This is a genomic window from Streptomyces boetiae, from assembly GCF_031845405.1.
Classification (GTDB): domain Bacteria; phylum Actinomycetota; class Actinomycetes; order Streptomycetales; family Streptomycetaceae; genus Streptomyces; species Streptomyces boetiae.
This window is the reverse complement of sequence record NZ_JAVREN010000008.1, coordinates 38,779-61,541: the sequence shown is the minus strand read 5'-3', so window position 1 is coordinate 61,541 and position 22,763 is coordinate 38,779. Positions and strand designations below refer to the sequence as shown.

Below are 22,763 nucleotides of genomic sequence, written 5' to 3'. Positions count from 1 at the left end.
TTCCCAGGGACGGATACCGAGCAAATGCGCTGCGTTGCCCAGGTGTTTTACTCGGCGATCGGCCGCTGGGCTTTTCCCGTTTCCTCGGTGTCGTCCCAGGCGGTCTCCAGCTCCTTGTCGATCCGCTCCAGGGTGATGGCCAGCTCGTCGCCCTTGAGGTTCGCCAGGGCGTCCTTACGCTGAAGGAGCCATTCGGAGCGGGAGTACTCCAGGCGCACCTCGTCCCATTCGAACTGGACGTCTTCCCACTTGATGCCGGGGTGGTCGCGGCGCAGGAACGTGAACAGCAGCGCTCTCCGCGCCGTGCTGTTGCCGCGCAGCACCTTGGTGGTCCACTCGGCGAAGTCGAGCCCGGTTCGCCGCTCGATCGCCTCCCGCTCCATGGTGTTCAAGCGGCGGAAGTCGTACTTCCAGCGGGTGGGCTCGTCCTGCCCTTCGGGCTTGTAGACCAGGTACACGGGTGCTCCTATCCTCGGCCCGCGATTCGCGCGGCCATCGCTTCCATCGCCTTAAGGCACGCCTTGCGGTAGGCGTTCAGGCGGCCGTCCATCGCCCGGTCGAACCAGTCGACGCGGCCGGTCTGGGTGCGCCAGGTGCCGTTGCCCCAGGACTGGGTACGCCAGCCGCCCTTGGCCTGGGTGCGCTTGGGAGCATTGGCGAAGCCCCTGATCCCGGGGATCTTCCGGGACTTGACGCGGGCGCCGGTCCACCTCCCGCCCAACTTCACCTCGGGCTTGATGCGCTTGGCGATGCTGGAGCGCAGCGCCGGGGACGTGCCCGGCCCGGCCGAGGACATCGCCATGATTCCCGACTTGGCGAGGGCCGCCGCGGGCTTCAGCTCCTCCCGGAGGTTCTTCGCCAGCTCCTTTCGGAGCGCGGCTCCGTCCTCCTCCTCGCGCAGGCGGCGCACGAGGCCGTCCAGGCCCTCGGCCTGGACCTCGACGTCCAGCAGCGGCGGGTCCTCGGCCATCAGGACACCCCCGGGTCGCACACGAGGAGGTCCCGGCCGCGGGCGTCGTACCAGGACCGGAGAGCCGAGGCGACGACGCCGCGAACCTCTTCCTCGACGTCGTCGGCGTACATCCGCTCGCCGTCTCGCCTGGGCAGGTGCTCGGACGTCCGGACCGTGAACGACACCCGGACATCGCGCAGTTCGGCGCTCACGAGGTCGCCCTCGTCACAGCGCCGGACGTCGGGTAGCTGACGCCGACGGACGCCTCGTCGCCGATACCGCCCTCGATCGGCGACCACTTCTTGATCAGCACGTTCCCGGAGTAGGCCGGGTTGGAGGTGCCGACGGCGTCCTGCGTCAGCCGCGTGCTGAAGGGCACGACGGTGCCGAGCAGGGGCCACATGATGCTGTCGATCTGGCCGGCGGCGACGTCCTGGAGGAATTCGATGCCCAGTTCCCCCGACTTGAGGCCGCCGAGGACGACCTTCCAGCCGAGGCTGCTGTAGGTCGTGACGTCCTTGTCCTCGACCTCTACCGAGAGTTCGGCCTTGCGGGTGTAGGAGGACAGGTCCACCGAGTTGATGGAGAGGAACTGCGCGGTCAGGACCATCATCGGCATGGGGTAACCCCCTTCAGGGCATGGGTGATTGCCCGGTCCGCACACGGCCGGGAGGAGTTGAGTATGAGTCAGGCGATGCCGAGCGCGGCGGCGAACAGGAACGATGGCGACGTGCCGGTGATGGTCCAGGCCAGGCGCCACCAGGTGTCGGTGATCGCGGTCCCGTCCGTCCGGGCCGTCTGGCCGCCGGGCGCGGTCGCCGCGTCCAGCGTCAGCCGGGTCGTGGCCGAGGCGAAGGTGTTGCTGTCGTCGGACTCCACGCTGACGGTGATGCTGGGCGAGCTGGTGCCGGCCACCGACAGGACGTGCAGCGAGGCGTACAGCCGCCGCCCCGCGGCGACGGCGCCCAGCTCGACGCCGGTGCTCGCGCCGTCGGCGGTGCGCGCGGTGCCGGGCGGGTGCTCGATCACTCCGCGCACCAGCGGCCACGCCGACTTGGCGCCGCCCTGCCACGGGGCGACCTCGCCCACGGCCTCGCCCAGGGTGTAGCTGCCGCGCATGGCGCGGGTGAAATAGGCCAGGTCGCCGACCGCGGAGTCGCGGGGGCAGACGGTCCAGGCGCCGACTCCGCCCAGCTCGGCCCAGGAGACGTCATCGACCATGCCGGGGTCGCCGGCCTCCCACTGTCCCTCGCCGGTGATTTCCGCCGAGGCGAGGCCGCCGAGGACTTCCTTCCAGCCGTCCGGAGAGCGGTAGTTCGTGACCTCCTTGTCCTCCACCTCGGCCGACAACTCGATCTTGTTGGAGCGGCCCGAGAGGTCGGCGCCGCCGGTGAACAGGCGCGCGTTCAGCAGGACGAACGACATCTCAGCCCTCCCCGATGACGCGGATGATGATCTCGGCCCCGACGTACTGGGTGCCGGCGTGCTCGTACCAGCGGTAGCCCTGGATGCGGGTGACGTGGAGGTCGTGCGCCAGGCCGCCCAGGGCGTACTCGCCTGCGTCGCCGCGCGCCACCTCTATCGCCGCCTTCAGCGACGCGGGGCCGGAGCCGGAGAGCATCGCGTCGAGCAGGCGCTGCCCGGCCCGGTCGTCCTGCCGCCCGACGAGCAGCCGCGAGGTGAACTCCAGCTCGTCCAGCGCCCGGCCCATCGCGCGGTCGAAAGTCGCGTCGTACTCGGCGACGAAGTAGTGCGGCTCCGTGATGCTGTCCGGCACGAACCCGGTGCACGTCAGGGCGCGGACGCCAGCCGGGAGGACGACTGCGCGGGCGGCGTCCGCGATGGCCTCGCGGACAGCGGAAATCTGCACGAGGTGCCCCCTTATCCGAAGCCGTGGAGGATCAGGCCCTCGATCAGGGCCCACACGTCGGGGTCGCGCCGCGAGAGCCGCACCACGCCCCACTCCGCCGAGCCCGTCACACCCTCCGGGCTGTCCTTGCGGCGGTAGAGGCGGGCGGCCTGGATGAGGGTGGCCTGCACCACCTCGTCCGGCACCTGGGGCCAGCCCCACCGGGCGGTCACCCTCACGCGGGCGCTGGTGTGGTCCCAGCCCCAGGTGCCGCCCGTGCGGAGCAGCCCGGTGACTGGCCGCCCCTCGACCGCGGCGTTCTCAGGGGCGGTCTCCCACCCGGCCGCCGTCGTCCAGGTGGAGCCGGAGCCGGTCTCGACCACCAGCCCCGTGGCGGAGCCGATGTCGTCGGTCAGCAGCAGCTCGCCGTCGTCCTCGCAGAGCAGCCGGCCGCGCAGCCGGTAGGTGCGCGCCACGGGGGCGGGGTCGAGCCAGAACCGGCGCCCGCACGTCCGGTCGATGCTGCGGGAGGCGGCGGTGAGGGCCCGGTTCAGCGCGGCGTCCGCCGTGGTGTCCGCGGTCTCGATGTTCAGCGTGCCCTTCAGCGCCGCGAGGTCGGCGTACTCGTTGGCCACGGCCTACTCCCGGATGATGTTGCCCTCGGCGTCGCGCGGCTTGCGCGGCCGGCCGCGGCGCTTGGGCTGCTCCTGCTCGCCGGGGATCCCGTCCGGGGCGTCGCCCTGGGCGGTCACCGTGTCCTGCGGCGGGGCGGTGGTGGTTTCCTGCGGCGGCGCCTGCCGCCCCGCCGGACCACCCGGGGCGTCCGGATCGGGGCCGGGCTCCGGGCCGGGGTTGTGGCCGTAGTGCCGCAGCTGGGCGTCGACCTGGGCGACGCGGTCCTCATCGCCGCGCCGGAGGTAGCCTGCGCGCTCACGCAGCAGAGCTGCGACCATCCGCTCATCGCTCACTGCCGCCTCCTCACCGGATCCACAGACTGACGCTGTAGGTGACCGACGGGTCCGTGCCTGCGACCGTGGAGGTGACGCGGACGTAGGGGGCTGCCGGCCGTGCCACGGCCACCGCGTTCCCCGCGGCCGTCAGCTGCGGCGCCGAGGAGCCGCCGAGGGCCGACCAGGACTCGCCGTCCGCGCTGGTCTCCAGCGAGCAGTCCAGCGTGGGGGAGGTGCCGGAGGCGGCGGTGCAGTGCACCACCATCAGCACCTCCGTGGCGGTTCCGGCCGCCGCGACGGGGCCGGAGGTGAAGGTGCCGGCTCCGCGGGCGGCCGGCGGCAGCGCGGTGTCGGCCAGTACGGGCTTCAGGCCCATGGTCATGACTCCTGTCGGGGGTAAGCCCCCGTGGCCCCGCCCGCAACCGGCGGGGCCCCGGGGACAGCCGGATTAGAAGGCGGGCGAGACCAGACCGGTGCCGGAGACCTTCTGCATGCCGTTGACGTAGCGCTGGAAGGTGTAGGCGAAGTACTGGTAGGCGACGAGCTGGACGCCGAGGGACCCGGCCTGCGGCTGCTCGGCGCGGATGAACATCGGGCCGGCGTCGTCCTCCCACAGGTGGCACTCGTTGCGGGGGACGACGTACAGCTCGTCCTCGTTGGTGCCCGCGCCGAGGTTGATGGGGATGTTGTTGTCCACGATGACGACCAGGCCGCACGGCAGCACACCGCGCGGGCCGGAGGCGTAGGAACTGTTCGGGTCGGCGACCGCGCCGGCCTGCACAGGGAGGTTCGTCCAGTTGACCAGCGGCCAGGTGGAGGACATCTGGCTGGAGAGCCAGTACCAGCGGCGGGAGTGCATGATGGCGTGCGTCGGCGCGCCCATCGCCAGGAGGTTCGCCTCCACCCCGGCCGCCGCCCCGAGGATCTTCGGGTACATCTCGGCGCCGGTGGGGTCGGCGTCGGTGTAGGTCACCGCCTGCGCCACGTTCGTCATGCCGGTGGACGCCTCGGTCAGCAGGGTGGCATCCAGCGTGGTGGCGACCCGGTTGAAAAGGTCCTGCATCGTGACGTCCTCGATGCCATTGCCGCGGTCGATCGCCTGCCGGCTCACGGTCTGCTGCCCGGCCGCGGTCTTCACCGGGACCGACAGCGGGGTGTCGTCCATGTTCTGCTCGGACACCGCCGAGTTCTGCGACGCCTGGATTCCCGCGCTGGAGGAGGTGGTAATCCGCGAGATCTCGATCGACATCCCGGACTCCGGCAGCGGGTGCGAGTTGCACACGTCCGCGAAGGGCCGCAGCGCGGCGGTCGCCGGGGCGTACATGTCGGTGAGGTACTGCGGCACCGTCAGGCCGGAGAAGTTGCCGGTGCCCACGGCCCGCTGGAGGGTCTGGGCCCGCTCCACCTGCTCCTCGTGCATGTGCCGCGCCAGGCGGTGGGCCGCCTCGACGTCCTGGAAGAGGAACTGGCGGCTCACGTCCATCAGGAACTGCTTGCCGAACCGGTCGGTGTCCTGCCGGTAGGTGCGCTCCTCGGTTCCGACTCGGGCGACCTGGTCGTAGGACGGGCGCCGCACGCCGGTCGGCTCGGTCTTCTTCGCGGCCTCGGCGCGCTCCATCTCCTCGGCCTTGATCCGCTGGGCGTTCTCCAGCTTTCGCTGGATGCCCTCGATGTCGGCCTTGGACTGGTCCCGCTGCGAGAACAGCTCGGCGACCCGCTCGTCCTCCTCCACGGAGAGGTTGGAGCGGCCGTCCTGCTGCGCCTTGGCCAGGATCAGCTCGACTTCCTTGGCGGCCTTCGTCCGCCGCTTCTGCGCCGCCTCCAGCTCGACCTCGATGCTGGCGATCAGCTCGTCAATTCCGGGCATGCCCGTGTGTCCTTCCGGTAGATCAGGGTCAGGTGTCAGCGCGACCGGCCGCAGCCCGGGGCATCTGCCGGGCGCGTGCGGGTCCCGCCTCCGGGCGATCTGCCGGACGGCGTGCTGATGGTCAGGGGTGGTGGTGCGCTCAGTCCTCGGTGTCGATGAGGAGCTTGGTCCGCAGGAGCGCGATGGAACGGCCCTGCCGGGCCGGGGCCGCCGGGGCGGGCGCCGTCGCGGGCGCGGCCGGCGGGGTACGCAGCGCGGGCGCGGCCGGGGCCGGGCCCGGGGCGATGTCCGCCCGCCGGGCGAGGAGCTGGTACGCCTCGCGGGCGGCCAGCGTCGGCAGCGCCGGGATCAGCTGAAGCAGCTCCCCGGACCGCGCCGAGACGGAGGTGTGGGGGTTGGCGCCGTAGGTGACCGGGCCGACGTCCCCGCGGTCCAGGTCGAAGCCGTTGATGCGGTACTCGGTGTAGTCCGGGGACCACTGCCCCTCGGTGATCCGGAACATGAACGACTGCTCGCGCACGTCCGAGTCCTCGATCGCCTGGACCAGCAGCTGAACGTCCGAGCGCTTGGGGTTGAGCCAGGCGCGCTGGCCCAGGCCCGCAGCGTCCGCCCACAGCTCCAGCCTGCCGTTCCGAGTGGACGCCATCGGCGTCCCCGCGTGGTTGAAGCGGAAGACGACCTCGGGGTCGGCGGCCAGCGTCTCATCCGCCGCGCCCGCCGAGACGATCTCGGTGTAGGGGCCGTACCAGTCCCACATCTCGTACCCGCGCTCGAACGCCGAGGCGTAGCCCTCGACCTGGTACCACTCCATCCCGTCCTCGCGCACGGTCTTCTTCGCGCGCAGCTGCGAGCCGAACCGCAGCTCGGGGGACTCGGGCCGGTCCCGGGGAAGGGCCATGGGGGTGGAGCCGGCCGCGGCCTGCCGCGCCGCGGCGGCCTGCGCCCGCAGGGTGGCCATGTCGCTCATGTGCTTGCTCCTGTCGGTGCCGTGCCCCCGCCGGCGCCGGCCGGTGCGGGAGTCGGGGTGGTCGGGTTGCGCTGCCCGAAGAGGCGGTCGAACTCCGCCATCTGGGATTCGGTGAACGGCGGCCGGTCCTCCAGCGCGCGGGCCTCGGAGGGCGCCAGCACGCGGGAGTTGATCTGCGTCGCGATCGTCGCCGCGCGGGCGGCCGGGTCCATCCGCAGCAGTGCATCCGAGTTGAGCTTCACGAACCGCGGCCTGGACGTGAGAGACGACAGCGCGTCCTCGCGGCGGATCACCGCGGGCCCCAGGTGCATGATCAGGAACTGCAAGTTGCGCTGCGTGATGCTGGCGTAGGTGACGGAGGAGCCGGCCACCGCCGCGTCGATGAGGTCGCCGGGGCAGTCGAAGAACCTGGCGATGTCGCCGATGCTGAACCGTTTGGCCTCGATCCACTCGGTTCCGCTGTTCTCGGCGGCGATCATCTTGTACTCCCAGTCCGCCCCCGTGACGAACAGGTCCCGGTTGGCGACCGCCGCCTTGAACCGCTGCTTCGTCTCCGCGGCCTGCTTGGGCTCGATGGTCTTGGCCGTGTTCTTCAGGTGCGCGCTGGGGATGGCGCCGTTGCCGAACCAGTCCCTGGCGAAGTCCTGAATGGTCAGGTACTCGCCGATGGACCATGCGGCGTAGGCCACCGGGGACAGCCCCACGTGCAGCCCGGACAACGTGTACTGCTTTTCGTGCCACACGTTCTCGGGCTCGAACGTCTCGCCGCCGACCTGGTACTTCAGCTGCCCCTTGCGGCAGCGCACCATCACCTCCGCCAGCGGCACCAGGTCAATCCTCGCGGGCAGCCCCAGCCCGTCCCGCGAGGTGATCAGCCCCACCGCGTTGCCCGCCCGGTCCAGGTCCACCTGCGTGGAGTACAGCCATTCCTGCATGCCCACCCGCTCCCCGCCCGGGGTCACCAGAACGGGTGGCTTGGGCACCTCCACCTGGATTCCATCCACCCAGCGGTAGACGTCCACCGGCATCGTGGAGACCAGATTGGCCCGCAGCCGCAGGCACGCCCACACCGCGCTGTGCCTCATGGCAGTGTCGTTCGTGACCACTGCCGTCCCGGCCGCCGCAGCAGGCCGGGGCGGGATCAGCTGGTCGGCGCTCTGCCCGGAGTAGGCGCGGGCGCGCGGGCGGGAGAACAGGCTCATCCGCCACCGCCCCTACCCGCCGCCGGGGGCTGCGCGCGGGCGGCCACCCAGGACCCGCCCAGCACCACCGCCCCGGCCACCGCCAGCGACCCGCCACCGATCACCGGGGCCAGCCCGGCCGCGGCGCCGGCGGCCACCAGCAGAAGCCCCAGCACGTCCAGCGCCGTCGTCACCACCTCACGCACACGCGCCCCCTTCCCTAGTACACCGAGTCCAGGACGTCGTAGTCCTCCGTCACCGCGGGCAGCCGCGTCAGCAGCGCCCACCGCGCCCACACCACCGCGCACAGCGGACTGATGTCCGTCAGCGACGACGTGCGGTGCAGCACCCATGCATCCCCCACCGACCGCGTCCGGGCGCCGGTCACCGCGGCGGTGAGCGGGGCCTGCTCGATGTGCATGACCTGGTCCTGCTTCACCGCGTCCGCCCACTGCGCGCACGCCTCGACCTGATCGCCCGTGCGCAGGATCGCCAGGTCCCCGCGCTGCGGGTGCTCGGCGTCCTCCGGCGTGTCGATCCCTGCGGCCACCAGGTCATTGATCAGGCTGGTGGCCGGCGAGCCGGTTGCCGCGACGGCCACTGCGACCGGGCCGTGCAGCCGCCGCAGCCGGACCAGCGCCGGGACCACCCAGTCCGTACCGGCCCGGCGGTCCACCACTTCCAGGTGCAGCAGTCCGTCCCCCCGCACCGACGCGAGCCCGATGGAGGAGTGCGCCCGGTCGGCGGAGACGTCCAGCGCCAGCGCCACCTCGCCACCCGCCCGCGAGCCCGGGTCGGCCCGGCCCGGCCACGCCTTCACCGGGATGTGCGGGTCCTGCGGCGGCGTCGCCTTCCTCGTCCTGTTGAGGTACGCCCGGTCGAACTCCGGAGCCTCCAGCTTGTCCAGCTCGGCGCGCACCGTCGCCTCGTCCACCGTGTGCCCCAGCGCCGGCATGCACGCCCGCCACGTCGCCGGGCTGGTGCGGTCCATGTCGTCCGGCGCGAACCACTCGAAGTACGCGACGGCGGGGAACTCCCCGGTCTCCCACAGTTCTTCGATCAGCTCCCGGCCGCGCTGCCGCTTCCGGTTGAGGTAGGCCGACTTCTCCGTGCCGCCCGCCGATGCCCACCACAGCTGAGCCTTCGGCCGGGTCAGCATCGCCGGGGACATCGCCTGCTCCAGCCGGTCATCCTCGTGCGCGAACGCCTCATCGATGACACCAAGATCGAGGGCGGGACCGTGGCCGGCCTTCTCCGTGTTCGAGGTGATCCCCAGCTTCGAACGGGTCGAGGTCCAGATGATCGCCTCGTTGCCGTTGTTCTTCCGCGTCCGGTACTTCCCCGCCAGCGAGCTCGCGTCCAGCGTCTCGATGAACTCGTCCTCCCACCGGGTACGCGCCATGCCCCGGGTCTGCGCCGCGTACACGACGTTCTGCCGCTTCCAGGCTGCGATCCGGTGCGTCATCACGCCGAGGATCTGCTGCGTCTTCCCCTGCTGCCGCGGCACGGACAGTCCGACCTCGCGGTAGGCGAACCGGTCCGTCGCCGGGTCGATCTCCAGCGCCACGTCCAGGACGTACCGCTGCCACGGCATCGGCGGATACCCGAGCCTGGTCATGATCTTCGCGACCCGCGGGCCCAGCGTCTTCCGCTCCGGCCGCCGCGGCGTGCCCCACCACGGCGGGCACGTCAGCCCGTACCGCTCGTGCAGGTCCGCGGCGAAGCTACTCGGGGGAGTCCAGGTCTCCGAGGTCGTCGTCATCGTCGTCGGCCCGTCCTTCCAGCAGCTGCGTGAGGGTCTGCCGCAACTCCCGGGTCAGCTGTGCGAGCTGCCGGCCGTCCTCCCCGCCGCCGGCGTCGATCTCACGCGCGAGCGTGTAGGCCATCTCCGACAGCGACGGCTCGACGCCGACCAGGTCGCCCAGCTGCTCGATGTCCTCGCGCACCGCGCTCTCCACGGGGCCCCGTTCCCGGTCCATGACCACCGCCCCCGTCAGCTCTCGCCCGGGTCGGGCAGCTCGTACAGGTGCCACACCAGGCCCTCCGGGGTCCGCTCCGTCGTCCCGCGCCAGCGGGCGCCGGGCGGCAGCGGGTGGCCGGTGCCGAACACCTGGAACGTCCGGGGCGTGCCCGGCTCCTCCAGGGAGCCCTCCGCCCAGAACTGGACGACGTGCGGCGCGTCGGGCCCGAAGCCGAGCCGGATCGCCGAGACGTGCACCGGGTCGCCTCCGATCGCGATGCGCTGCGGCGTGTCGTTCACGTACACCCGGTAACTGAGCATGCGGCGCACCGTCATCGGCCACCCTCCGTGCAAGATCATTCCCGGGGGCATCGGCCCGGGGAGAGAAAAAGAAAAGGTGGGCGCGGGGCTGCGAAATGTCCGATTTCTAAAAATCCGGGCGCCCGGGCCAGGCCGGGTCAGCCCGCGTACCAGTCACGCGACGTGTTCAGCCTCGTGACCTGCGACAACGGCCGATCCGATTTCTCGTTGTTGCACTTCCGTCCGCAGGTCGGGCAGCCCGCCACCCCGTGGATGGGGGCGAGGTTGTCCGGGTCCAGCCGGGCGCCGCCGCGGGCGACGGGCACGAGGTGGTCCACGGCGTCCGCGCGGCCGTGCCCGCACAGCAGGCACACGTCCGACTCGGCCAGCACGCGGGCGCGGACCTGGCGGTAGGCGTAGCTCGTCAGCTCGGTGCGCTTGGCCACCGGGCGTGCCTCCCTCCGCGGGCCAGGGGGGTGGGGGGTAGGGGGGAGGTCAGGTCGAAGGGGCCCGCGTTTCGGCGTTGCTCGCGCCCAGGGTGGGGGCGGACCGGTACCTGCCTTGCGTTGCCGGGACGAGGTGCCCGTCCTCAGTGCGCTGGAGGTGTGCGCCGCAGGCGGTGCAGTAGTGGAGCGCGTCCGGGCCGTCAGCGAAGGCGCTGGTGTCGGTGGTCTCCGGGTGCGGGCAGACCTCTTGGGCGTGGGTGGTTCGGGCCTGGGTGGCTTCGGGGCGCGGGACCCATCCGGTGTCGAGGCCGCAGGTGCAACTGGTGCGGGCGTGGGAGCCGGGAGCGTAGCGCGCCCACCCGTCCTTCGGGGGCAGGTCGAGGACTTCGCGTTCGAAGGTCAGCTTGTGGTCCGTGGGCATGGGCTGTTCCTTCCGGTGGTGTGCTGCGGCCCCGGGCTCCTGCTCGGTGCCCGGGGCCGCGGCCCTCCCTCGTCCACCCGCCACGGTGGTCTGTGGTGTGGTTCTACTCGGCGGGGACGTCGCCCGTGTACCACACGGTGGTTTCCCCGAGGGTTATGCCGTACTCCAGGGCGGTGCCGGGGTCCCCGGCCGTGGTGACGGGGCAGGCCGCGGCGCGCCATGTGGAGTCGGCGCCGGCCTGGATGAGGCCGGGGGGCATGTCGGTGATGCCCTGGAACTGCTCGTAGGTGGTGGGGTTGCCGTCGAGCTGGCACTGGTGCATGGCGTAGGCGGCGGTGTCTGTGTCGGCGTCGCCGGTGTTGGTGGCGGTGATGGTGATGAGGGCGTAGGGGTTGTTGTCGTCGAAGTTGGCGTAGTCGTTGGGGGCGAAGATTTCGGTGATCTCTGCTGTGACGTTCAGGCCGGCGACGGTGTGGGTCTGGCCGAAGGGCAGCGTGTCGGGCTGTTCGGTGGCGGAGGCGGCTGGGGGTGGGGTGTTGCCGTCGGTTCCGTCGTCGGAGCTGCTGCACGCGGCCGTGCCGGTGGCGAGGAGGAGGGCGGCCAGGGTGGTGGCGGTGCGGGTTCGTGTCATAGGGGTCAGCATGTCGCCTGCGTGGGGCGAGTGTTGACTGTGTGATCACGTTGTGACCGGACGCTAGCGGATGGCGGCGAACAGGGGCACGTAGGCCGAGTTCGAGCCGGGGGTGATCGGGGCCGGGAGCGCGGCGTTCGCGTCTCCGTTGTACGCGGCGCGGTAGGTCTCCGGGGTGAGCCCGATGTTGGTGAGGGCGGGGCCGCCGCTGGTGCCTGTGCCTCGGGGGATTTGCGGCCCGGTGCCCCCGTTGAAGAGGACCGCGGCCCAGTACAGGCCGCTGGCCAGTGCGCCGACGCTCAGGGGCAGGGTCTTGGCGCCGGCGCTGCTCATGTCCGTCTCGGCTGCGGCCTGCGCGAGCCGTGTGCCTGCGGCGGAGTAGAGCCCGATCCAGCACTGACCGGCGGTCGGGCTGGTGGCGGCGACGGAGACGTACCAGTCGAGCGCGGCCGGGGTGAGGGCCGCCGGGAGGTAGAGGCCGGAGAGGTACAGGCGGCCGGACTGGAGCGCCAGCGTGGTGGAGCAACTGTCGGGGTTGATGCTCCACGCGGTGTAGCCCTGGCGGGCGGGGGCCCAGGCGGCGTCTGCGCCGGCGGGGCCGGTCGCTCCGGTGGCACCGGTTTCGCCTTGTGGGCCGGTTGCTCCGGTCGCCCCGGTGGGTCCAGTGGGGCCTTCGGGGCCGGGCACGGTGATGTAGTCGCCCAGCGCCGGGTCCACGGGCGCGAGTTCGGCCAGCGCGACGCTTGGGCCGAGGTCGCTGGTGAGGAGGAGGCTGTAGGTGCGGCCGGGGGCGTCGTCCGCCTGGTCGTGCACGCGGTAGGTCCACCCCGTGGGGGTGATGCCGGGGCTGTCCGCGCACAGCAGTGTCAGGCCGGGCGTTCCGGCGGCGCTGGTGAGGACGCCGTCGATCCAGCGGCCGGTGACGGGGCCCTGTACGGTCTGCCCGTCGTCGGCGGCGGTGACGGTCTGGGTGTGGGTCTCGGGGACGAGGGTGATGGCGCCGCGTACGGGGGTGCCGTCGGGGTGCGTGCGCACGTCGGTCAGGACGACCGTGGTGGCGCCGGGGGGCAGGGGCATCGGGCACCTCCCGGGCGGTCCGGACATGCGGAAGGCCCCGCTGGTGGGCGGGGCCTCCTGGTGGCTTTGGTGTCCGGGCACGCCGGACTTGCGGCCCAGTGTGCGGCATGATCGCCGACCTGTGCAAGTCAGGGGCTGGTCCGTTCCACGGCGTCGAGGTAGGTCTGAGCGGCGGCGCGGTCCTCGGCGGTGAAGCAATCCGGGTTCTGGACGGCGGTGTTGGCGGCGACGGCGGTGTAGAACCTGACCTCGATGTCGTCTGCGGGGGCCGAGTCGGCGTCGTCCAGGGCGGCGCGGAAAGCTGCCTGGGCGTCTTCGCATGCGGCGTTGCCGGAGGCGTCCGCGGGCGCGGTGGCGCGGCCCACGGCGAAGCCGGCGGCGGCGACGAGGGCGAGCGCGGTGGTCAGGAGCGCCCGGTCGAGGACGCGGCGGCGCGGGGGTGGCTCGGTTCTGGCGGGGTCGTCGGTCATGAGGGGCATCTTCTCGCGGGTCAATGGCGGTTGGGGATGGTGCCGGGTTTCCAGGTGCGGTGGCAGCGGTCGCATTCGACGGCGGGCATCTGGCCGTCGCCGCCGGAGACGATGAGCTGGCCGCCGCAGCCGTCGTGCTGGCGCCCGGTAGGGGTGGTCAGGCGGGCGGTGCGCAGGAGGCGGGTGGTGGTGACGGCGCAGGCGGCGGCGACGTCGGCGATGGCCGTGCGGTGGGCGTCGCGGAGGGGCGCGGCGGGGCCGGGCTGGTTGGTGTAGCGGGCGTTGAGCCAGGTGGCGGCCTGGGTGGCGGTGCGCTGCCCGGTGTAGCGCCAGCGGCGGGCGTCGGCAGCGTCGTGTCCGGCGAGCGCGGCGAGGCGGCGGCCGGTCTCGTCCAGGGAGCTGGCGGGGCGGAAGGGCGCGGCCGGGGGCCGCTGGATCTCGGCGGCGATCTGGTCGGCCAGGTCGACCAGGGCCCGGGTGATCTCCTGCATGGCGTCGAAGACGTCTGCGCGGATGGGGAGGCGCTGGACGTCGCCAACCCGGCCGTCGCCGGTCTCATCCGGCTCCCGGAGGCGCTGGATTCCCATGGAGGGTGGCCAGTCGGTGGCCTGGCGGGCGGTCAGGGCGTCCTCCAGGTCCGGCCAGTGGTCGAGGAGGAGTTGCAGGTGTGTGGCGGCGGGGTCGGTGCTGGTGGGGCTGGTGGCGGTCATCGCGAACGGCTCCTGGCGGTGCGGGTGTACGGTGATTCCGCCGCGTGTTGGAAGGGGCGCCCCGGGCTGGCCGGCCGGGTGGGGCGCCCCTTCGCGTTGGTCAGGAGGTGCCGTCCTCCTCGGCCTCGTTGTCCGCGGGCCCGGTGGCGCCCTCGTCGGTCAGGCGCTGCACGCGCTCGGCGAGCTGCCGCTCGAAGTCCGGGCCGATGCGGGAGGCGAGCGCGAGGAGTTCGGTGACGATGGCGGCGGCGCCGTCCGCGCCGAGGAGGTAGAGGATCTGGGCGCGCTCCGTGCTGCGGTTGATGCGTCCGCCGAGCCACATGGCCAGGACGGTGCCCTGCTCTCCGGCCTCGACCTCGCAGACCATGGAGGCGTCCAGCAGCACGGCGCGGTCGGCGCTGAGGATGACGCCGTGCCGGTCGCGGGGGCCGCCGGGGCCGGCGATGCTGCCGCCGGGGCGGCGCGGGTCGGTCGCCCGCCGGGGCCGGACGGCCTCGTCGTCGGCGGTCTCGTCGCTGGCGGGGTCGTCCCAGACGATTTCGGTGGCGCCGTCGTGGCAGCTCCGGCGGCGGATACCGGGGATTCCGGTGCTCCAGAAGGCGTCTGAGTTGTCCTCGCCGCGCCAGTGGACGGTGGCGGTGCCGTCAGGCCAGACAACGCCATCGGCCACGTGGCCGGTGCCGGTGGCGCCGACGACATCGGTGTGGCGCTGGAGGTGGAACCGGCGGGGCAGGTTGCTCATCGGGTGTTCTCCTTCGGGGAGTTGAGGTGGGTGCGGATCTCGGAGACCAGCGCGCAGCCGGCGCACGTGAGGTCAGGCCCGAGCTGGTCGTGGCCGCCTTGGCCGCGAAGGGCGTGGGTGGTCTCGGTGAGGTGGGACGCGCGGCGCAGCAGGGCCTCGGCGGTCTCGGCGCGTTCGCGCCAGCGCTCGGCCTCGTTGTGGGCTGCCTCGTGGAGGCCGAGGCCGACGCGGGCGGTGGTGCGCATCTCGGTCAGCTCGGGTCCCCGCCGCGCCGGGGCGAGAAAGGCCAGCGTCGCGGCGGCGGCGGTGTCGCACGCCCCGGTGCAGTGGGCGGCGTTGGTGCCCTCGCAGATGCTGGTGGCGTGGATGGCTTCGGCGATCTCCTCGCGCAGCCCGTCGGCCTCGGAGGCGGGGGTGATCCAGCCCAGGCCGTGGGCGGCGGAGACGAGGACGGCGGCCTGGTTGATGGTGGTGGTGCGGACCTGGGGGTCGGGGTCGGTGGCCATGGCGGCGGCGAGCGCGGCGGCGGCCGGGCGGGGCAGCTGGCGCAGCAGGCGGGCGTAGGTTCGCAGGCGGGCGGTGTCCCGGGCGGGCGTGGGCGTGGGCGTGGTGGTGGGCTGGTCAGGCACGGGGGGTCTCCTGGGTGCTGGTGGTCGGGGTGGGGCGGGTGGTGATGGCCTGGGTGCCCCACAGGCCGGGGCGGCCGCAGTGCTCCGGGCACAGGTCGTGGCCGGCGCTGTGGTGCCAGCCGTGCCGGTCGGCCGCCGCACGGGCCTGGGCGACGGTGGCGGCGCCGGAGACGAACACCTGGGTGGCGCAAGCGCTGTAGTGCCCCACCCGGTCGCAGTGGAGGGTGACAGTCGCGCTCATCGGCCGGTCGTCTTCCGGCGGGGGCCGCGGAGCTTGCGGGCGCAGTCGGGGCCGGTGCCGCGGGCGCGGGAGACGGCGGAGCGCAGGCGGCGCCCGCACACGGAGCAGTAGGCGCGGCCCGCGCCCGCGGCATCGTCGAGGGGGAGCTGGGCGTTCACCGGCGGCCTCCGGCGGTCCGGTCATGTTCGTGGGCGGCGTGGGCCTGTGCTACGGCGGGGGCGAAGATCGCCGCCAGGGCCTGGGGGGACAGCCCTTTGCGGCATTCGGGGCCGATGCCGAACACCTTGGACGCGTCGTCGTGCAGGGTGCGCCCGCAGTGGCAGCAGCGGATCGCGAAGTCCGCGAACCGGCGGCGCGCGGTGCCGGGGTCGGCTTCAAGGGCGGCCTGTACTCGGGCGAGGTGGGTGTGCGGGCCGTCCAGGCCGCGGCGGTGCTCCTCCAGCGCGGCCTCGGCCTGGAGGAGGGTGAAGTTGGCGGGGGTCAGGTGCGTGGTCATCAGGCGGTCCTCGGGGTGCGTCGGCGGCCGGGGCGCGGCCGGGGTCGGGGCGTGGAGGTTCGGGAGCAGGCGCCGCAGACGGCGCGGGGTGTGCGGCCGGCCAGGGCGATCAGGGCGCCGCCGCAGCCGGGGCAGCGAGTCGGCGCGCCGGGACTGGCCGCCGGGGCGTCGGCGGCTGGCGGCGGCGGGGACTCGGCAGGCGCCGGCGGGACGGCCGGGCCCGGGGCGGTGGGTGGTTGCGGTCCTACAGACACCTCGTCGTGGGGGGTTTCCCTGGGTACCCCTGGGATGTTCGGGGGTGTGTCCCCCGAACCGGTCGGGGGTGTGTCCCCCGAACCCGGTCGGGGGTGTGTCCCCCGAACCTCGTCCGCCCCAACGGGCTCAGGTTCGGGGGTGTGTCCCCCGTTCTGGTTCGGGGGTGTGTCCCCCGAACTCCCGTCGCCCGGGCCGGGGGTGGGTTCGGGGGCGGGTCCCCCGTTCTCCTCGGTCCAGGGCGGGGGTTTGCGGGGGGCGCGGCGGGTGGAGCGCAGGGCCTCGGCGGCGGCGTCCCAGTCGGGGTGCAGGGTCATCACGAGGGCGTAGAGGGTGGAGCGGCCCCGTCCGCGTCCGCCCTCCACGGCCATGACTCCGGCCTCGACGGCGGCGGCCAGGTAGCGGCGGGCGTCCTTCTCGTCCACGCACGCGGCCCCGGCGAGGTCGCGCAGCCGGATCGGGCGGCCGGTGTCGGAGAACCGCAGCTGCCCGGCGGCGTTGGCGGCGGCGCCCGCGGCCTGGAGGATCTTCAGGAAGCCGTCGCGCAGCGGCCGGGGCAGCGCGGGAGCCCAGCGCCAGAACAGGGCGTTCCTCCAGGCGTGGGGGACGCTGCCGGGCGCCGGGCGGCCGGTGCCGTCGTCGGGGTGGGTCACGGGGCTCATCTCGCCGAGGAGGTGCGGGGTGCTGGGGTGCGGCGGGGTGTGGTGGGCCGGCCGTTTGGTGCGGGCCGGCCACCACACGGGGTCAGGCAGGGGTGCCGTTCATGACCGGCTGCGTGATCTGCTCGCCAATGGCCGTGACGACGTCGGCGAACGCGGTGCGCAGGATGTCGCCGGGGCGCTCCAGCTTGTAGCCGAGGCTGAGGGCGCCGTCCCGTCCGAGGCGGTAGCGGAAGCGGGCGCTGACCCTGTAGCCCTCGCTGCCCTCGAACGGGACGAGGCCGATGGTGAAGGTCTCGGGGACGGTGAGCTGTCCCTTCTGCCCGGCCTTCGCGGTGGTGGTCTCCACGAACTGGAACTGGCGCTGCCCGCTGACCAGGCGGGTGGAGGACTGGAATTCGGCCTTGGTGGCGCCCTGGATGGACTGGGCTATCTCCAGCATCTCGGCGGCCGTGGGCTCCAGCAGCTCGGGAAGGTGGTCCTCGATGAATTCCGCGAACTCCTCCTGTCCGCTCAGTTCGCCGTCCTTGGCCAGCCACTGGCGCCAGGCGTCGGTGGTGCGCAGCGCGAGGGTGAGGCGGTGTCCGGCCCAGCGGGGTGCGTCGGCCCGGTGGGCGTCGAGGACGGCGGTGACGGTGAGACGTTCGGCGTCGGCGTAGACCTCGGTGGCGTCGTCGGCGTGCTTGCCGTAGTAGGTAGTGAAGCCGGCGACGTCGCGGACGGTGGTGGTGCCGGTCTTGCGGGTGGGGGCGTCCTTGTACTGGTCGCCGGTGAGGTCGATTTCGCGGACGCCGGCGGGGGTGTTGACGATGTAGTAGCCACCGGGCTGGAGCTGGTGGGGTTCGGCGGCGCGGGTGGCGGTGTCGATGACGGGCTGGAGGCTGGTGTCGGTCACGATCAGGCGTCCTTGAATTCGTTGGTGGTCGGGGCGGTGCGGAACTCCAGGGCCATCTGTCTGGGGTCGTTGCGGGTGGGGCGGCCGTCGTCGTCCACGAAGTAGATGGCGGCGGGCGGGACGCTCTTGGGCGCCTTCAGGGCCGTCTCGACGGAGATGGCCAGGGGGTCGCCCTCGACGTGGCCCTTGGACGGTTCGACGTTGACCTTGATGACGAGGGCGCCCTTGCGGCCGTGCTCGCTGACCGCGGTCAGCAGGGCCGAGAACTCGTCGCTGATGGTCGCGTGGACGCGGCCGTTGAGGTGGCCGACGAGGAACGCGGCGAACTCCGCGGGCTCCGCCCGGTCTTCGCGCGGCTCCCTCGTCTTCGGGCTGGTGCTCATCTGGTGGTGTTCTCCTTCTGGTCGGCCGGGCAGGTGGCCCGGACGGTTGCGGGGGTGCAGGGACAGGTGCGGGCGTGGTCGGTGCGACAGGTTCTGACGAACGCCGGGACCTGGTCGCCGCTGGCGCTGGTGATCTCGCCGCAGCGCAGGCACACGTAGTCCGCGCTCGCGGGCTGGATCTCCACGCCGCGGCGCGTGCGCTGGGCGTCCACCACGTGAAGCCAGGCGGTGACCGTGCGGCGGTCCGGGGCGGTCATGACGGGTCGCCCCGGGCGCTGGCCTCGGCGCTGCGGCGGGCGAGCGCCTTGCGCTGCGCGGGGGTGAGCCCGCCGTAGATCCCGTACCTGTGGCCTCCGGCCTCAGCTTTCATGGCCAGGTCGAGGCAGGCGTCGCGGACGGGGCAGCCGCGGCAGACGGCGGCGGCCGTGGCCCGCACGGCCCCCGCCTCGGAAAACCAGACATCCAGGTCTCTGCCGCGGCAGGCGGCCCGCTCGCTCCAGTGCCCCCGCCCGCTGTCCGGGGGGCGCGGCGCGGCGGCTCGTCCGCGGGCGAGGCGGGCGGCAGCGTGGCGCTGGAGGAGGAGCTGCTGTTCACGGCGCACGGTCTCGGTGCTGACGCCGACGGCGGCGGCGACGGCGCGGCGGTCCTGGCCGGCGGCGAGGAGGCGGTGGATCTCGGCGCGGCGGCCCGCCCGGGACGCGGCCCGCTGTGCGGCGCGGTCGGCCTCCGCCTTGCGCAGGTGCTTGAGGTCGCGCCAGACGGTGGAGGGGCTGATACCGAGGTCGGCCGCGGCCTGCCGGTGGGTGCGGCCGGCCGTGAGGCGGAGGACGAGCTGGGCGCGGCGCTCTCGCGGGTCCGTCAGCGAGGCGGTGCGGGCACGGGTCACGGGGGTCACCTCCGGGTGGTGCTGGTCGAGCTGGCGAGGGCGTGGAGGCGGGCGGCGAGCGCGGCGATGCCAGCGGCCTCGGCCGGCTCGCCGGGGCCGAGCGCGGTCAGGGCGTTGGCCAGGGCGCGGCCGGCGGCGATCAGGTACAGCCGGTCCGCGCCGGTCAGGTGCCCGGCGTTCGCGGCGCGCGCCGCCGCGCGGGCGGCGGCGGTCAGCTGAACGGCCGCCGGGTGCACGCCCGGGTGCGCCCCGGACGGTGTGTCCAGCGCCGAGGGGGTGGCGGCGGGCGGGGCCGGTGTGGGGCCGGTCCCGCCCGCGCGCCGGGCAGGCGGCGCGGGCCGCGCCACCTGCGTGGTGGTCAGCAGCGCGGCGGCGGCGCGCACCGCCGGGCCGCGGGCGGCCCGCGCCACCCCGGTCGCCCGCGTGGCGGCCCGCTTGCCGAGGCCGCGCAGCGCGGCCGTCAGCGCGCCACCCCGGGGCGGAACGGCCGGGGCGCGCTGCGCCACTACCTCGGCGGGGCGCGCCGGGGCGGTGGCGCGGGGCGGCTGGGGTGCGCCGACCGGGTCCGGGTCCTGCGGCGCGGGCTCCGGCGCAGCCGGGCCAGGCGCGGCGCTGGCCTGCGGCGGCGCGGGTGGCGCGGCCTCCGGCGCGGAGGCGCGTTCCTGTTCGGCGAGCCATTCCAGGTCGCGCCGGACGGTGCCCTGCCCGACGCGGAGCCGCCCGGCGATGGCCCGGCCGGAGTGGCCGCTGGCGTGGAGGCGGGCGACCTCGGCGCGGCGCGCCGCCACCACCTCGGCGCGGTCCCGGCTCACCGGGACACCTCCGGCCAGGCCACGCGGTCCAGGCGGTCGCGCTGCGCGGCGGGGAGGCCGAACAGCGGCGCGCCGAGCCGGTCCAGCCCGGCGGCGCGCAGCCACCACGCGTCGCACTGGTTGTCGTCGGCGAACTCGGCGCCGGCGCGCTTGAACGCGGCCAGGGCCATTGCGGTCTTGTCGCCGCTGCCCTTCCCGGTGGCGTACGCCTTGAGGGTGGCCGGGGCGACGGTGACGTAGGGGGTGCCGGTCTCCAGCAGGACCGCGCGGGCCACGCCGTGGACCATGCCGGTGATCCCGGCCGCCATCGCGTGCTTCGGCAAGTCCTCGATGACGACGAGGTCCACGCCGTCGGTGATGCTGACGGCGTCGCGGACGGCCAGGGCGATCGTCAGCAGACGGCGGTCCCCGGCCGAGGCGCGCGTGCGGACGGTGGTGGTGGAGCCGTCCGCCTGGGCGATGCCGGTCCCGGTGAGGGAGAGGTCCAGGCCCACGACGGCCGGGGGGCGCGCGGTCACCGCCGCTCACCTCCCGCCGGGTGGTCGGTGCGGGCGAGGACGACGCCGGGGATGGCGCCCTGGACGCCGGGCCCGATCGGCACGGCCACGGCCACCGCCGGGGCCTCGGTGGCCCGGCGGCGGGTGCGCAGCACCAGCAGGCCGAAGGCGGCGGCGAACGCGGCGATCCAGGCGCCCAGGATGATCAGCGCGGTCGTGATCATGAGGTGCCCTTCCTGCGCGCCACGCGCTGCTGCTCGTAGAGGCGGGCCGCGTTCCTCGATTCCGGGCACGGCCTCTCGCGGCGGCGGATGTGGCGCAGGTACGCCCTGTGGTCTCCCTCGCAGCAACGGCCCGGGGCCTGCACAGCCACGGCCTGAACGTCCGGGACCTGAGGGCCCCGGCCCCAGGTGGTGCCGGGCAGGCCGCGGACGTCCGCGAGGGCCTGGGCGTAGAGGGCGCACCAGCCCGCGCAGTAGATACGGGGCGGGTGGCCGGCGTGCGCGGGGACGCGGACCATCCCGGCCGGGAGGGGGCCGCGGGCCGCGGCCTCCTGCCCGCACCGCTCGGCCGTGCACGGCGCGCTCGGGCGGGCGATGACGCGGCCCGGCGCTGGCTCCCCGGCCAGGCCGCCGTTCCACGCCCGCTGTCCGGCCGTCGCGGACGACTTGGGGCTCACAGCTCCTCACCCGCCCCGGCGGCGTCGGCCTGGGTGGCCTCGGCCATGCGGCGCAGCCGGTAGGCGACGCAGCGCGCGCCGCGGGCAGCCTGGATCCCCGCTACAGCCTCGATGCGGTGCCCCTCTTCATGGGCGACCTCGTATGCCTCCCGCAGCACGGCGGCGCGGTCCTCAGCCGGGACCGCGTCCGGCAGGTCACCCGTTGCCAGGTCCCGCAGCGCGTCATCCCGCTGCGCCACCAGCTCGGCGATGCGGGCCTGCGCTGCGTCCGCCTCGGTCAGCAGCCGGTCACGCTCGTTGATGAGGTCGTGTTCCCGCTCACTGACCACGCGGTACATCACCCGCAGCCGCTCGACCTCGGCGGCCGCGGTGACCGTGCCTTCCAGCCGGCCCACCGAGGGCGCGGCGGGCGTGTCGGTGGTCTCGGCTTCCCAGCGGGCGAGGACCGCACGCACGTCAGCGAGCACCGTCTCGTCCGGGACGTCCGGTTCCCGGTACCAGCGCCGCAGCGCGGCGGACAGCAGCTCGTCCAGGAAGTCGGCCAGGAAGCCATCCGCCACGAGCTGGTCGGCCCAGGGCAGCGGCTGGCCGGCGGCGCCGGACGGGCGGGCGTTCACTGGGCGCTCCCAGTGATCGGGGCGTCGGCGACGGGGAAGCTGTAGGCGCTGCGGCCGTCGGGCAGGACGATCTCCCAGGGGCCGGGGAGGAGGCCGTAGGCGGCCCAGTCGCAGCCGCGGCGGGTCCCGGTGGACAGCGCGCCGAGGGTACGGCCGATGCACTCCTGGCCGAGGATCCCGGAGGCGGTGACGGGCTGGCCGTCGCGCCCGGTGCGCGGGTGCGCGGCCAGCGCGTCCTTCATGTCCTGCCCGGTGGCGACATCGCCGCAGGAGGGGCAGCGGAACGCCCACAGCATCGGGTCGTCGCCGAACCGTTCCCGGCAGAGCGCGACGAGCTCGGCCTGGGTCAGCCGGCGGTGTCCGGTCGCGGCGCGGCTCACCGGGCACCGCCTTCCAGGCCGCCCGCGCCGCCCGCGCCGCCCTCGGCCGGAGCGGCGGGGGCTGGGGCGGGGCTGGGCGGGGCCGGGGGCCGGGCGGCGCTGTCTGAGTGGAGCCCGGCGGCGGCGCCGAGGAGCGCGGTGGCCAGGACGCCGGTCACCACGGCCCAGTGCCAGGGCCGGGAGCGGTAGGGGGTGCGGTCCATCAGGCGTCACCGCCCGAGCGGAGCGTGCCGCCGTCGTTGCCGAAGTTGGGGTGGCGGATGCCCTCGTAGATGACGATGTGCTTGCCCTGCTCGTCGGTGGCGATCTCGCCCCAGGGCAGGTCCGGCAGGATCACGCCGCAGGCGTCGGCGCCCACGCCGCAGTGGCTGCACTGGTAGTCGTCCGCCCACACGGTGATCTCCCACAGGGAGCCGGGGTAGCGGTCCCGGTGGACGAGGGAGCCGTCGCAGTCGTCGTCGCAGGGCTGGCCATGGACGCAGTCGGTGCCGGAGCAGCGGCAGGGCTGGCCCGGGTCGGCGGGGCGCCAGACGGCTTCGGCGTGGGCGCGCTGGGCCGGGGTCACGTCCGGGCCCAGCGCGCGGACGCCCAGTGTCTCGGCGGTGATGCCCAGGGCGGCCTCGTCGGGGGTGGGCTGAAGGATGAAGGTCGTCATGAAGGGGTCGTCTCCTGGGGGTTGGCCGCCGCCAGGGCCGGGCGTGAGGGGTGCCTGCGGCCCCGGCGGGGCGTCTCGGGGGGAGGTGGTCAGCGGCGGCGGTGCCAGCCGCGGGGGCAGGCCCACAGCCACGCCCGCACCGCCGCCGCGGCGGCCATG

The 22,763-nt window shown here is 74.0% G+C and carries 40 protein-coding genes; all 40 read right to left on the bottom strand.

Annotation, left to right across the window (positions count from 1 at the left end; all coding sequences use genetic code 11):
* Positions 1–47: 47 nt before the first annotated feature.
* Complete coding sequence (locus RM780_RS07840) at positions 48–458, bottom strand: hypothetical protein (RefSeq protein WP_311629814.1); 411 nt, start codon at positions 456–458, stop codon at positions 48–50.
* An 8-nt stretch (positions 459–466) separates the two neighbouring features.
* Positions 467–970 carry a hypothetical protein gene (locus RM780_RS07835; protein WP_311629812.1) on the bottom strand — a complete coding sequence of 168 codons (504 nt, stop codon included), beginning with the start codon at positions 968–970 and terminating at the stop codon, positions 467–469.
* Positions 970–1,164, bottom strand: a complete 195-nt coding sequence (locus RM780_RS07830) for a hypothetical protein (RefSeq protein ID WP_311629811.1) — start codon at positions 1,162–1,164, stop codon at positions 970–972. Before RM780_RS07830 ends, RM780_RS07835 begins: the two co-directional genes overlap by 1 nt.
* Positions 1,161–1,571: a hypothetical protein gene (locus tag RM780_RS07825; RefSeq protein WP_311629810.1), complete on the bottom strand. Its 411-nt coding sequence runs from the start codon at positions 1,569–1,571 to the stop codon at positions 1,161–1,163. Before RM780_RS07825 ends, RM780_RS07830 begins: the two co-directional genes overlap by 4 nt.
* A gap of 68 nt (positions 1,572–1,639) precedes the next feature.
* Entirely contained in the window at positions 1,640–2,377 is a 738-nt protein-coding gene (locus RM780_RS07820) for a hypothetical protein (RefSeq protein ID WP_311629809.1), read from the bottom strand.
* A 1-nt stretch (position 2,378) separates the two neighbouring features.
* Positions 2,379–2,822 (bottom strand): hypothetical protein, encoded by a 444-nt coding sequence (locus RM780_RS07815; protein ID WP_311629808.1) that lies wholly within the window; start codon positions 2,820–2,822, stop codon positions 2,379–2,381.
* 11 nt (positions 2,823–2,833) lie between these two features.
* Entirely contained in the window at positions 2,834–3,436 is a 603-nt protein-coding gene (locus RM780_RS07810) for a phage gp6-like head-tail connector protein (RefSeq protein WP_311629807.1), read from the bottom strand.
* A gap of 3 nt (positions 3,437–3,439) precedes the next feature.
* On the bottom strand, positions 3,440–3,769 hold the full coding sequence (locus RM780_RS07805; protein WP_311629806.1) for a hypothetical protein: 330 nt from the start codon (positions 3,767–3,769) through the stop codon (positions 3,440–3,442).
* 10 nt (positions 3,770–3,779) lie between these two features.
* A complete protein-coding gene (locus RM780_RS07800) occupies positions 3,780–4,133 on the bottom strand; it encodes a hypothetical protein (RefSeq protein WP_311629805.1) in 354 nt (117 codons plus the stop codon).
* Positions 4,134–4,199: 66 nt separating this feature from the next.
* Positions 4,200–5,618: a phage major capsid protein gene (locus RM780_RS07795; protein WP_311629804.1), complete on the bottom strand. Its 1,419-nt coding sequence runs from the start codon at positions 5,616–5,618 to the stop codon at positions 4,200–4,202.
* Positions 5,619–5,757: 139 nt separating this feature from the next.
* Complete coding sequence (locus RM780_RS07790; protein WP_311629803.1) at positions 5,758–6,585, bottom strand: HK97 family phage prohead protease; 828 nt, start codon at positions 6,583–6,585, stop codon at positions 5,758–5,760.
* Entirely contained in the window at positions 6,582–7,787 is a 1,206-nt protein-coding gene (locus tag RM780_RS07785; protein WP_311629802.1) for a phage portal protein, read from the bottom strand. The genes RM780_RS07790 and RM780_RS07785 overlap by 4 nt, the downstream gene beginning before the upstream one ends.
* Positions 7,784–7,972, bottom strand: a complete 189-nt coding sequence (locus RM780_RS07780; RefSeq protein ID WP_311629801.1) for a hypothetical protein — start codon at positions 7,970–7,972, stop codon at positions 7,784–7,786. Before RM780_RS07780 ends, RM780_RS07785 begins: the two co-directional genes overlap by 4 nt.
* 14 nt (positions 7,973–7,986) lie before the next feature.
* Positions 7,987–9,528 (bottom strand): terminase large subunit domain-containing protein, encoded by a 1,542-nt coding sequence (locus RM780_RS07775; RefSeq protein ID WP_311629800.1) that lies wholly within the window; start codon positions 9,526–9,528, stop codon positions 7,987–7,989.
* Positions 9,491–9,745 (bottom strand): hypothetical protein, encoded by a 255-nt coding sequence (locus RM780_RS07770; protein WP_311629799.1) that lies wholly within the window; start codon positions 9,743–9,745, stop codon positions 9,491–9,493. The genes RM780_RS07775 and RM780_RS07770 overlap by 38 nt, the downstream gene beginning before the upstream one ends.
* Positions 9,746–9,759: 14 nt before the next feature.
* A complete protein-coding gene (locus RM780_RS07765) occupies positions 9,760–10,062 on the bottom strand; it encodes a DUF7352 domain-containing protein (RefSeq protein WP_311629798.1) in 303 nt (100 codons plus the stop codon).
* A 122-nt stretch (positions 10,063–10,184) separates the two neighbouring features.
* The gene (locus RM780_RS07760) at positions 10,185–10,472 is read right to left on the bottom strand and encodes an HNH endonuclease (protein WP_311629797.1); all 288 of its coding nucleotides are present in this window, start codon (positions 10,470–10,472) and stop codon (positions 10,185–10,187) included.
* 49 nt (positions 10,473–10,521) lie between these two features.
* The gene (locus tag RM780_RS07755; RefSeq protein WP_311629796.1) at positions 10,522–10,893 is read right to left on the bottom strand and encodes a hypothetical protein; all 372 of its coding nucleotides are present in this window, start codon (positions 10,891–10,893) and stop codon (positions 10,522–10,524) included.
* A gap of 103 nt (positions 10,894–10,996) precedes the next feature.
* Positions 10,997–11,524 carry a hypothetical protein gene (locus tag RM780_RS07750; protein WP_311629795.1) on the bottom strand — a complete coding sequence of 176 codons (528 nt, stop codon included), beginning with the start codon at positions 11,522–11,524 and terminating at the stop codon, positions 10,997–10,999.
* 63 nt (positions 11,525–11,587) lie between these two features.
* A complete protein-coding gene (locus RM780_RS07745) occupies positions 11,588–12,601 on the bottom strand; it encodes a hypothetical protein (RefSeq protein ID WP_311629794.1) in 1,014 nt (337 codons plus the stop codon).
* A 128-nt stretch (positions 12,602–12,729) separates the two neighbouring features.
* The gene (locus RM780_RS07740; RefSeq protein WP_311629793.1) at positions 12,730–13,071 is read right to left on the bottom strand and encodes a hypothetical protein; all 342 of its coding nucleotides are present in this window, start codon (positions 13,069–13,071) and stop codon (positions 12,730–12,732) included.
* A gap of 20 nt (positions 13,072–13,091) precedes the next feature.
* Positions 13,092–13,781: a hypothetical protein gene (locus RM780_RS07735; RefSeq protein WP_311629792.1), complete on the bottom strand. Its 690-nt coding sequence runs from the start codon at positions 13,779–13,781 to the stop codon at positions 13,092–13,094.
* A 100-nt stretch (positions 13,782–13,881) separates the two neighbouring features.
* Complete coding sequence (locus RM780_RS07730; protein ID WP_311629791.1) at positions 13,882–14,523, bottom strand: hypothetical protein; 642 nt, start codon at positions 14,521–14,523, stop codon at positions 13,882–13,884.
* On the bottom strand, positions 14,520–15,152 hold the full coding sequence (locus RM780_RS07725) for a hypothetical protein (protein ID WP_311629790.1): 633 nt from the start codon (positions 15,150–15,152) through the stop codon (positions 14,520–14,522). Before RM780_RS07725 ends, RM780_RS07730 begins: the two co-directional genes overlap by 4 nt.
* Positions 15,145–15,393, bottom strand: coding sequence for a hypothetical protein (locus tag RM780_RS07720; RefSeq protein WP_311629789.1), 249 nt, complete (start codon positions 15,391–15,393; stop codon positions 15,145–15,147). The genes RM780_RS07725 and RM780_RS07720 overlap by 8 nt, the downstream gene beginning before the upstream one ends.
* Positions 15,390–15,551, bottom strand: coding sequence for a DUF6011 domain-containing protein (locus RM780_RS07715; protein WP_311629788.1), 162 nt, complete (start codon positions 15,549–15,551; stop codon positions 15,390–15,392). Before RM780_RS07715 ends, RM780_RS07720 begins: the two co-directional genes overlap by 4 nt.
* A complete protein-coding gene (locus RM780_RS07710; protein WP_311629787.1) occupies positions 15,548–15,889 on the bottom strand; it encodes a DUF6011 domain-containing protein in 342 nt (113 codons plus the stop codon). The genes RM780_RS07715 and RM780_RS07710 overlap by 4 nt, the downstream gene beginning before the upstream one ends.
* Entirely contained in the window at positions 15,889–16,803 is a 915-nt protein-coding gene (locus RM780_RS07705) for a hypothetical protein (protein ID WP_311629786.1), read from the bottom strand. Before RM780_RS07705 ends, RM780_RS07710 begins: the two co-directional genes overlap by 1 nt.
* A gap of 82 nt (positions 16,804–16,885) precedes the next feature.
* Positions 16,886–17,695, bottom strand: a complete 810-nt coding sequence (locus RM780_RS07700; protein ID WP_311629785.1) for a DUF2303 family protein — start codon at positions 17,693–17,695, stop codon at positions 16,886–16,888.
* A 2-nt stretch (positions 17,696–17,697) separates the two neighbouring features.
* Positions 17,698–18,078, bottom strand: coding sequence for a hypothetical protein (locus RM780_RS07695; RefSeq protein WP_311629784.1), 381 nt, complete (start codon positions 18,076–18,078; stop codon positions 17,698–17,700).
* Entirely contained in the window at positions 18,075–18,335 is a 261-nt protein-coding gene (locus RM780_RS07690; RefSeq protein WP_311629783.1) for a hypothetical protein, read from the bottom strand. Before RM780_RS07690 ends, RM780_RS07695 begins: the two co-directional genes overlap by 4 nt.
* Entirely contained in the window at positions 18,332–18,964 is a 633-nt protein-coding gene (locus tag RM780_RS07685) for a WhiB family transcriptional regulator (RefSeq protein WP_311629782.1), read from the bottom strand. The genes RM780_RS07690 and RM780_RS07685 overlap by 4 nt, the downstream gene beginning before the upstream one ends.
* A 5-nt stretch (positions 18,965–18,969) precedes the next feature.
* The gene (locus tag RM780_RS07680; RefSeq protein WP_311629780.1) at positions 18,970–19,776 is read right to left on the bottom strand and encodes a hypothetical protein; all 807 of its coding nucleotides are present in this window, start codon (positions 19,774–19,776) and stop codon (positions 18,970–18,972) included.
* Positions 19,773–20,294 (bottom strand): Holliday junction endonuclease, encoded by a 522-nt coding sequence (locus tag RM780_RS07675; protein WP_311629779.1) that lies wholly within the window; start codon positions 20,292–20,294, stop codon positions 19,773–19,775. The genes RM780_RS07680 and RM780_RS07675 overlap by 4 nt, the downstream gene beginning before the upstream one ends.
* The gene (locus tag RM780_RS07670) at positions 20,291–20,497 is read right to left on the bottom strand and encodes a hypothetical protein (protein ID WP_311629778.1); all 207 of its coding nucleotides are present in this window, start codon (positions 20,495–20,497) and stop codon (positions 20,291–20,293) included. Before RM780_RS07670 ends, RM780_RS07675 begins: the two co-directional genes overlap by 4 nt.
* Positions 20,494–20,952 carry a hypothetical protein gene (locus RM780_RS07665; RefSeq protein WP_311629777.1) on the bottom strand — a complete coding sequence of 153 codons (459 nt, stop codon included), beginning with the start codon at positions 20,950–20,952 and terminating at the stop codon, positions 20,494–20,496. Before RM780_RS07665 ends, RM780_RS07670 begins: the two co-directional genes overlap by 4 nt.
* Positions 20,949–21,569, bottom strand: a complete 621-nt coding sequence (locus tag RM780_RS07660; protein ID WP_311629776.1) for a hypothetical protein — start codon at positions 21,567–21,569, stop codon at positions 20,949–20,951. The genes RM780_RS07665 and RM780_RS07660 overlap by 4 nt, the downstream gene beginning before the upstream one ends.
* Complete coding sequence (locus RM780_RS07655; RefSeq protein WP_311629775.1) at positions 21,566–21,949, bottom strand: VVA0879 family protein; 384 nt, start codon at positions 21,947–21,949, stop codon at positions 21,566–21,568. Before RM780_RS07655 ends, RM780_RS07660 begins: the two co-directional genes overlap by 4 nt.
* A complete protein-coding gene (locus RM780_RS07650) occupies positions 21,946–22,152 on the bottom strand; it encodes a hypothetical protein (protein ID WP_311629774.1) in 207 nt (68 codons plus the stop codon). Before RM780_RS07650 ends, RM780_RS07655 begins: the two co-directional genes overlap by 4 nt.
* Positions 22,152–22,604, bottom strand: a complete 453-nt coding sequence (locus RM780_RS07645; protein ID WP_311629773.1) for a hypothetical protein — start codon at positions 22,602–22,604, stop codon at positions 22,152–22,154. Before RM780_RS07645 ends, RM780_RS07650 begins: the two co-directional genes overlap by 1 nt.
* Between the last annotated feature and the right edge of the window lie 159 nt (positions 22,605–22,763).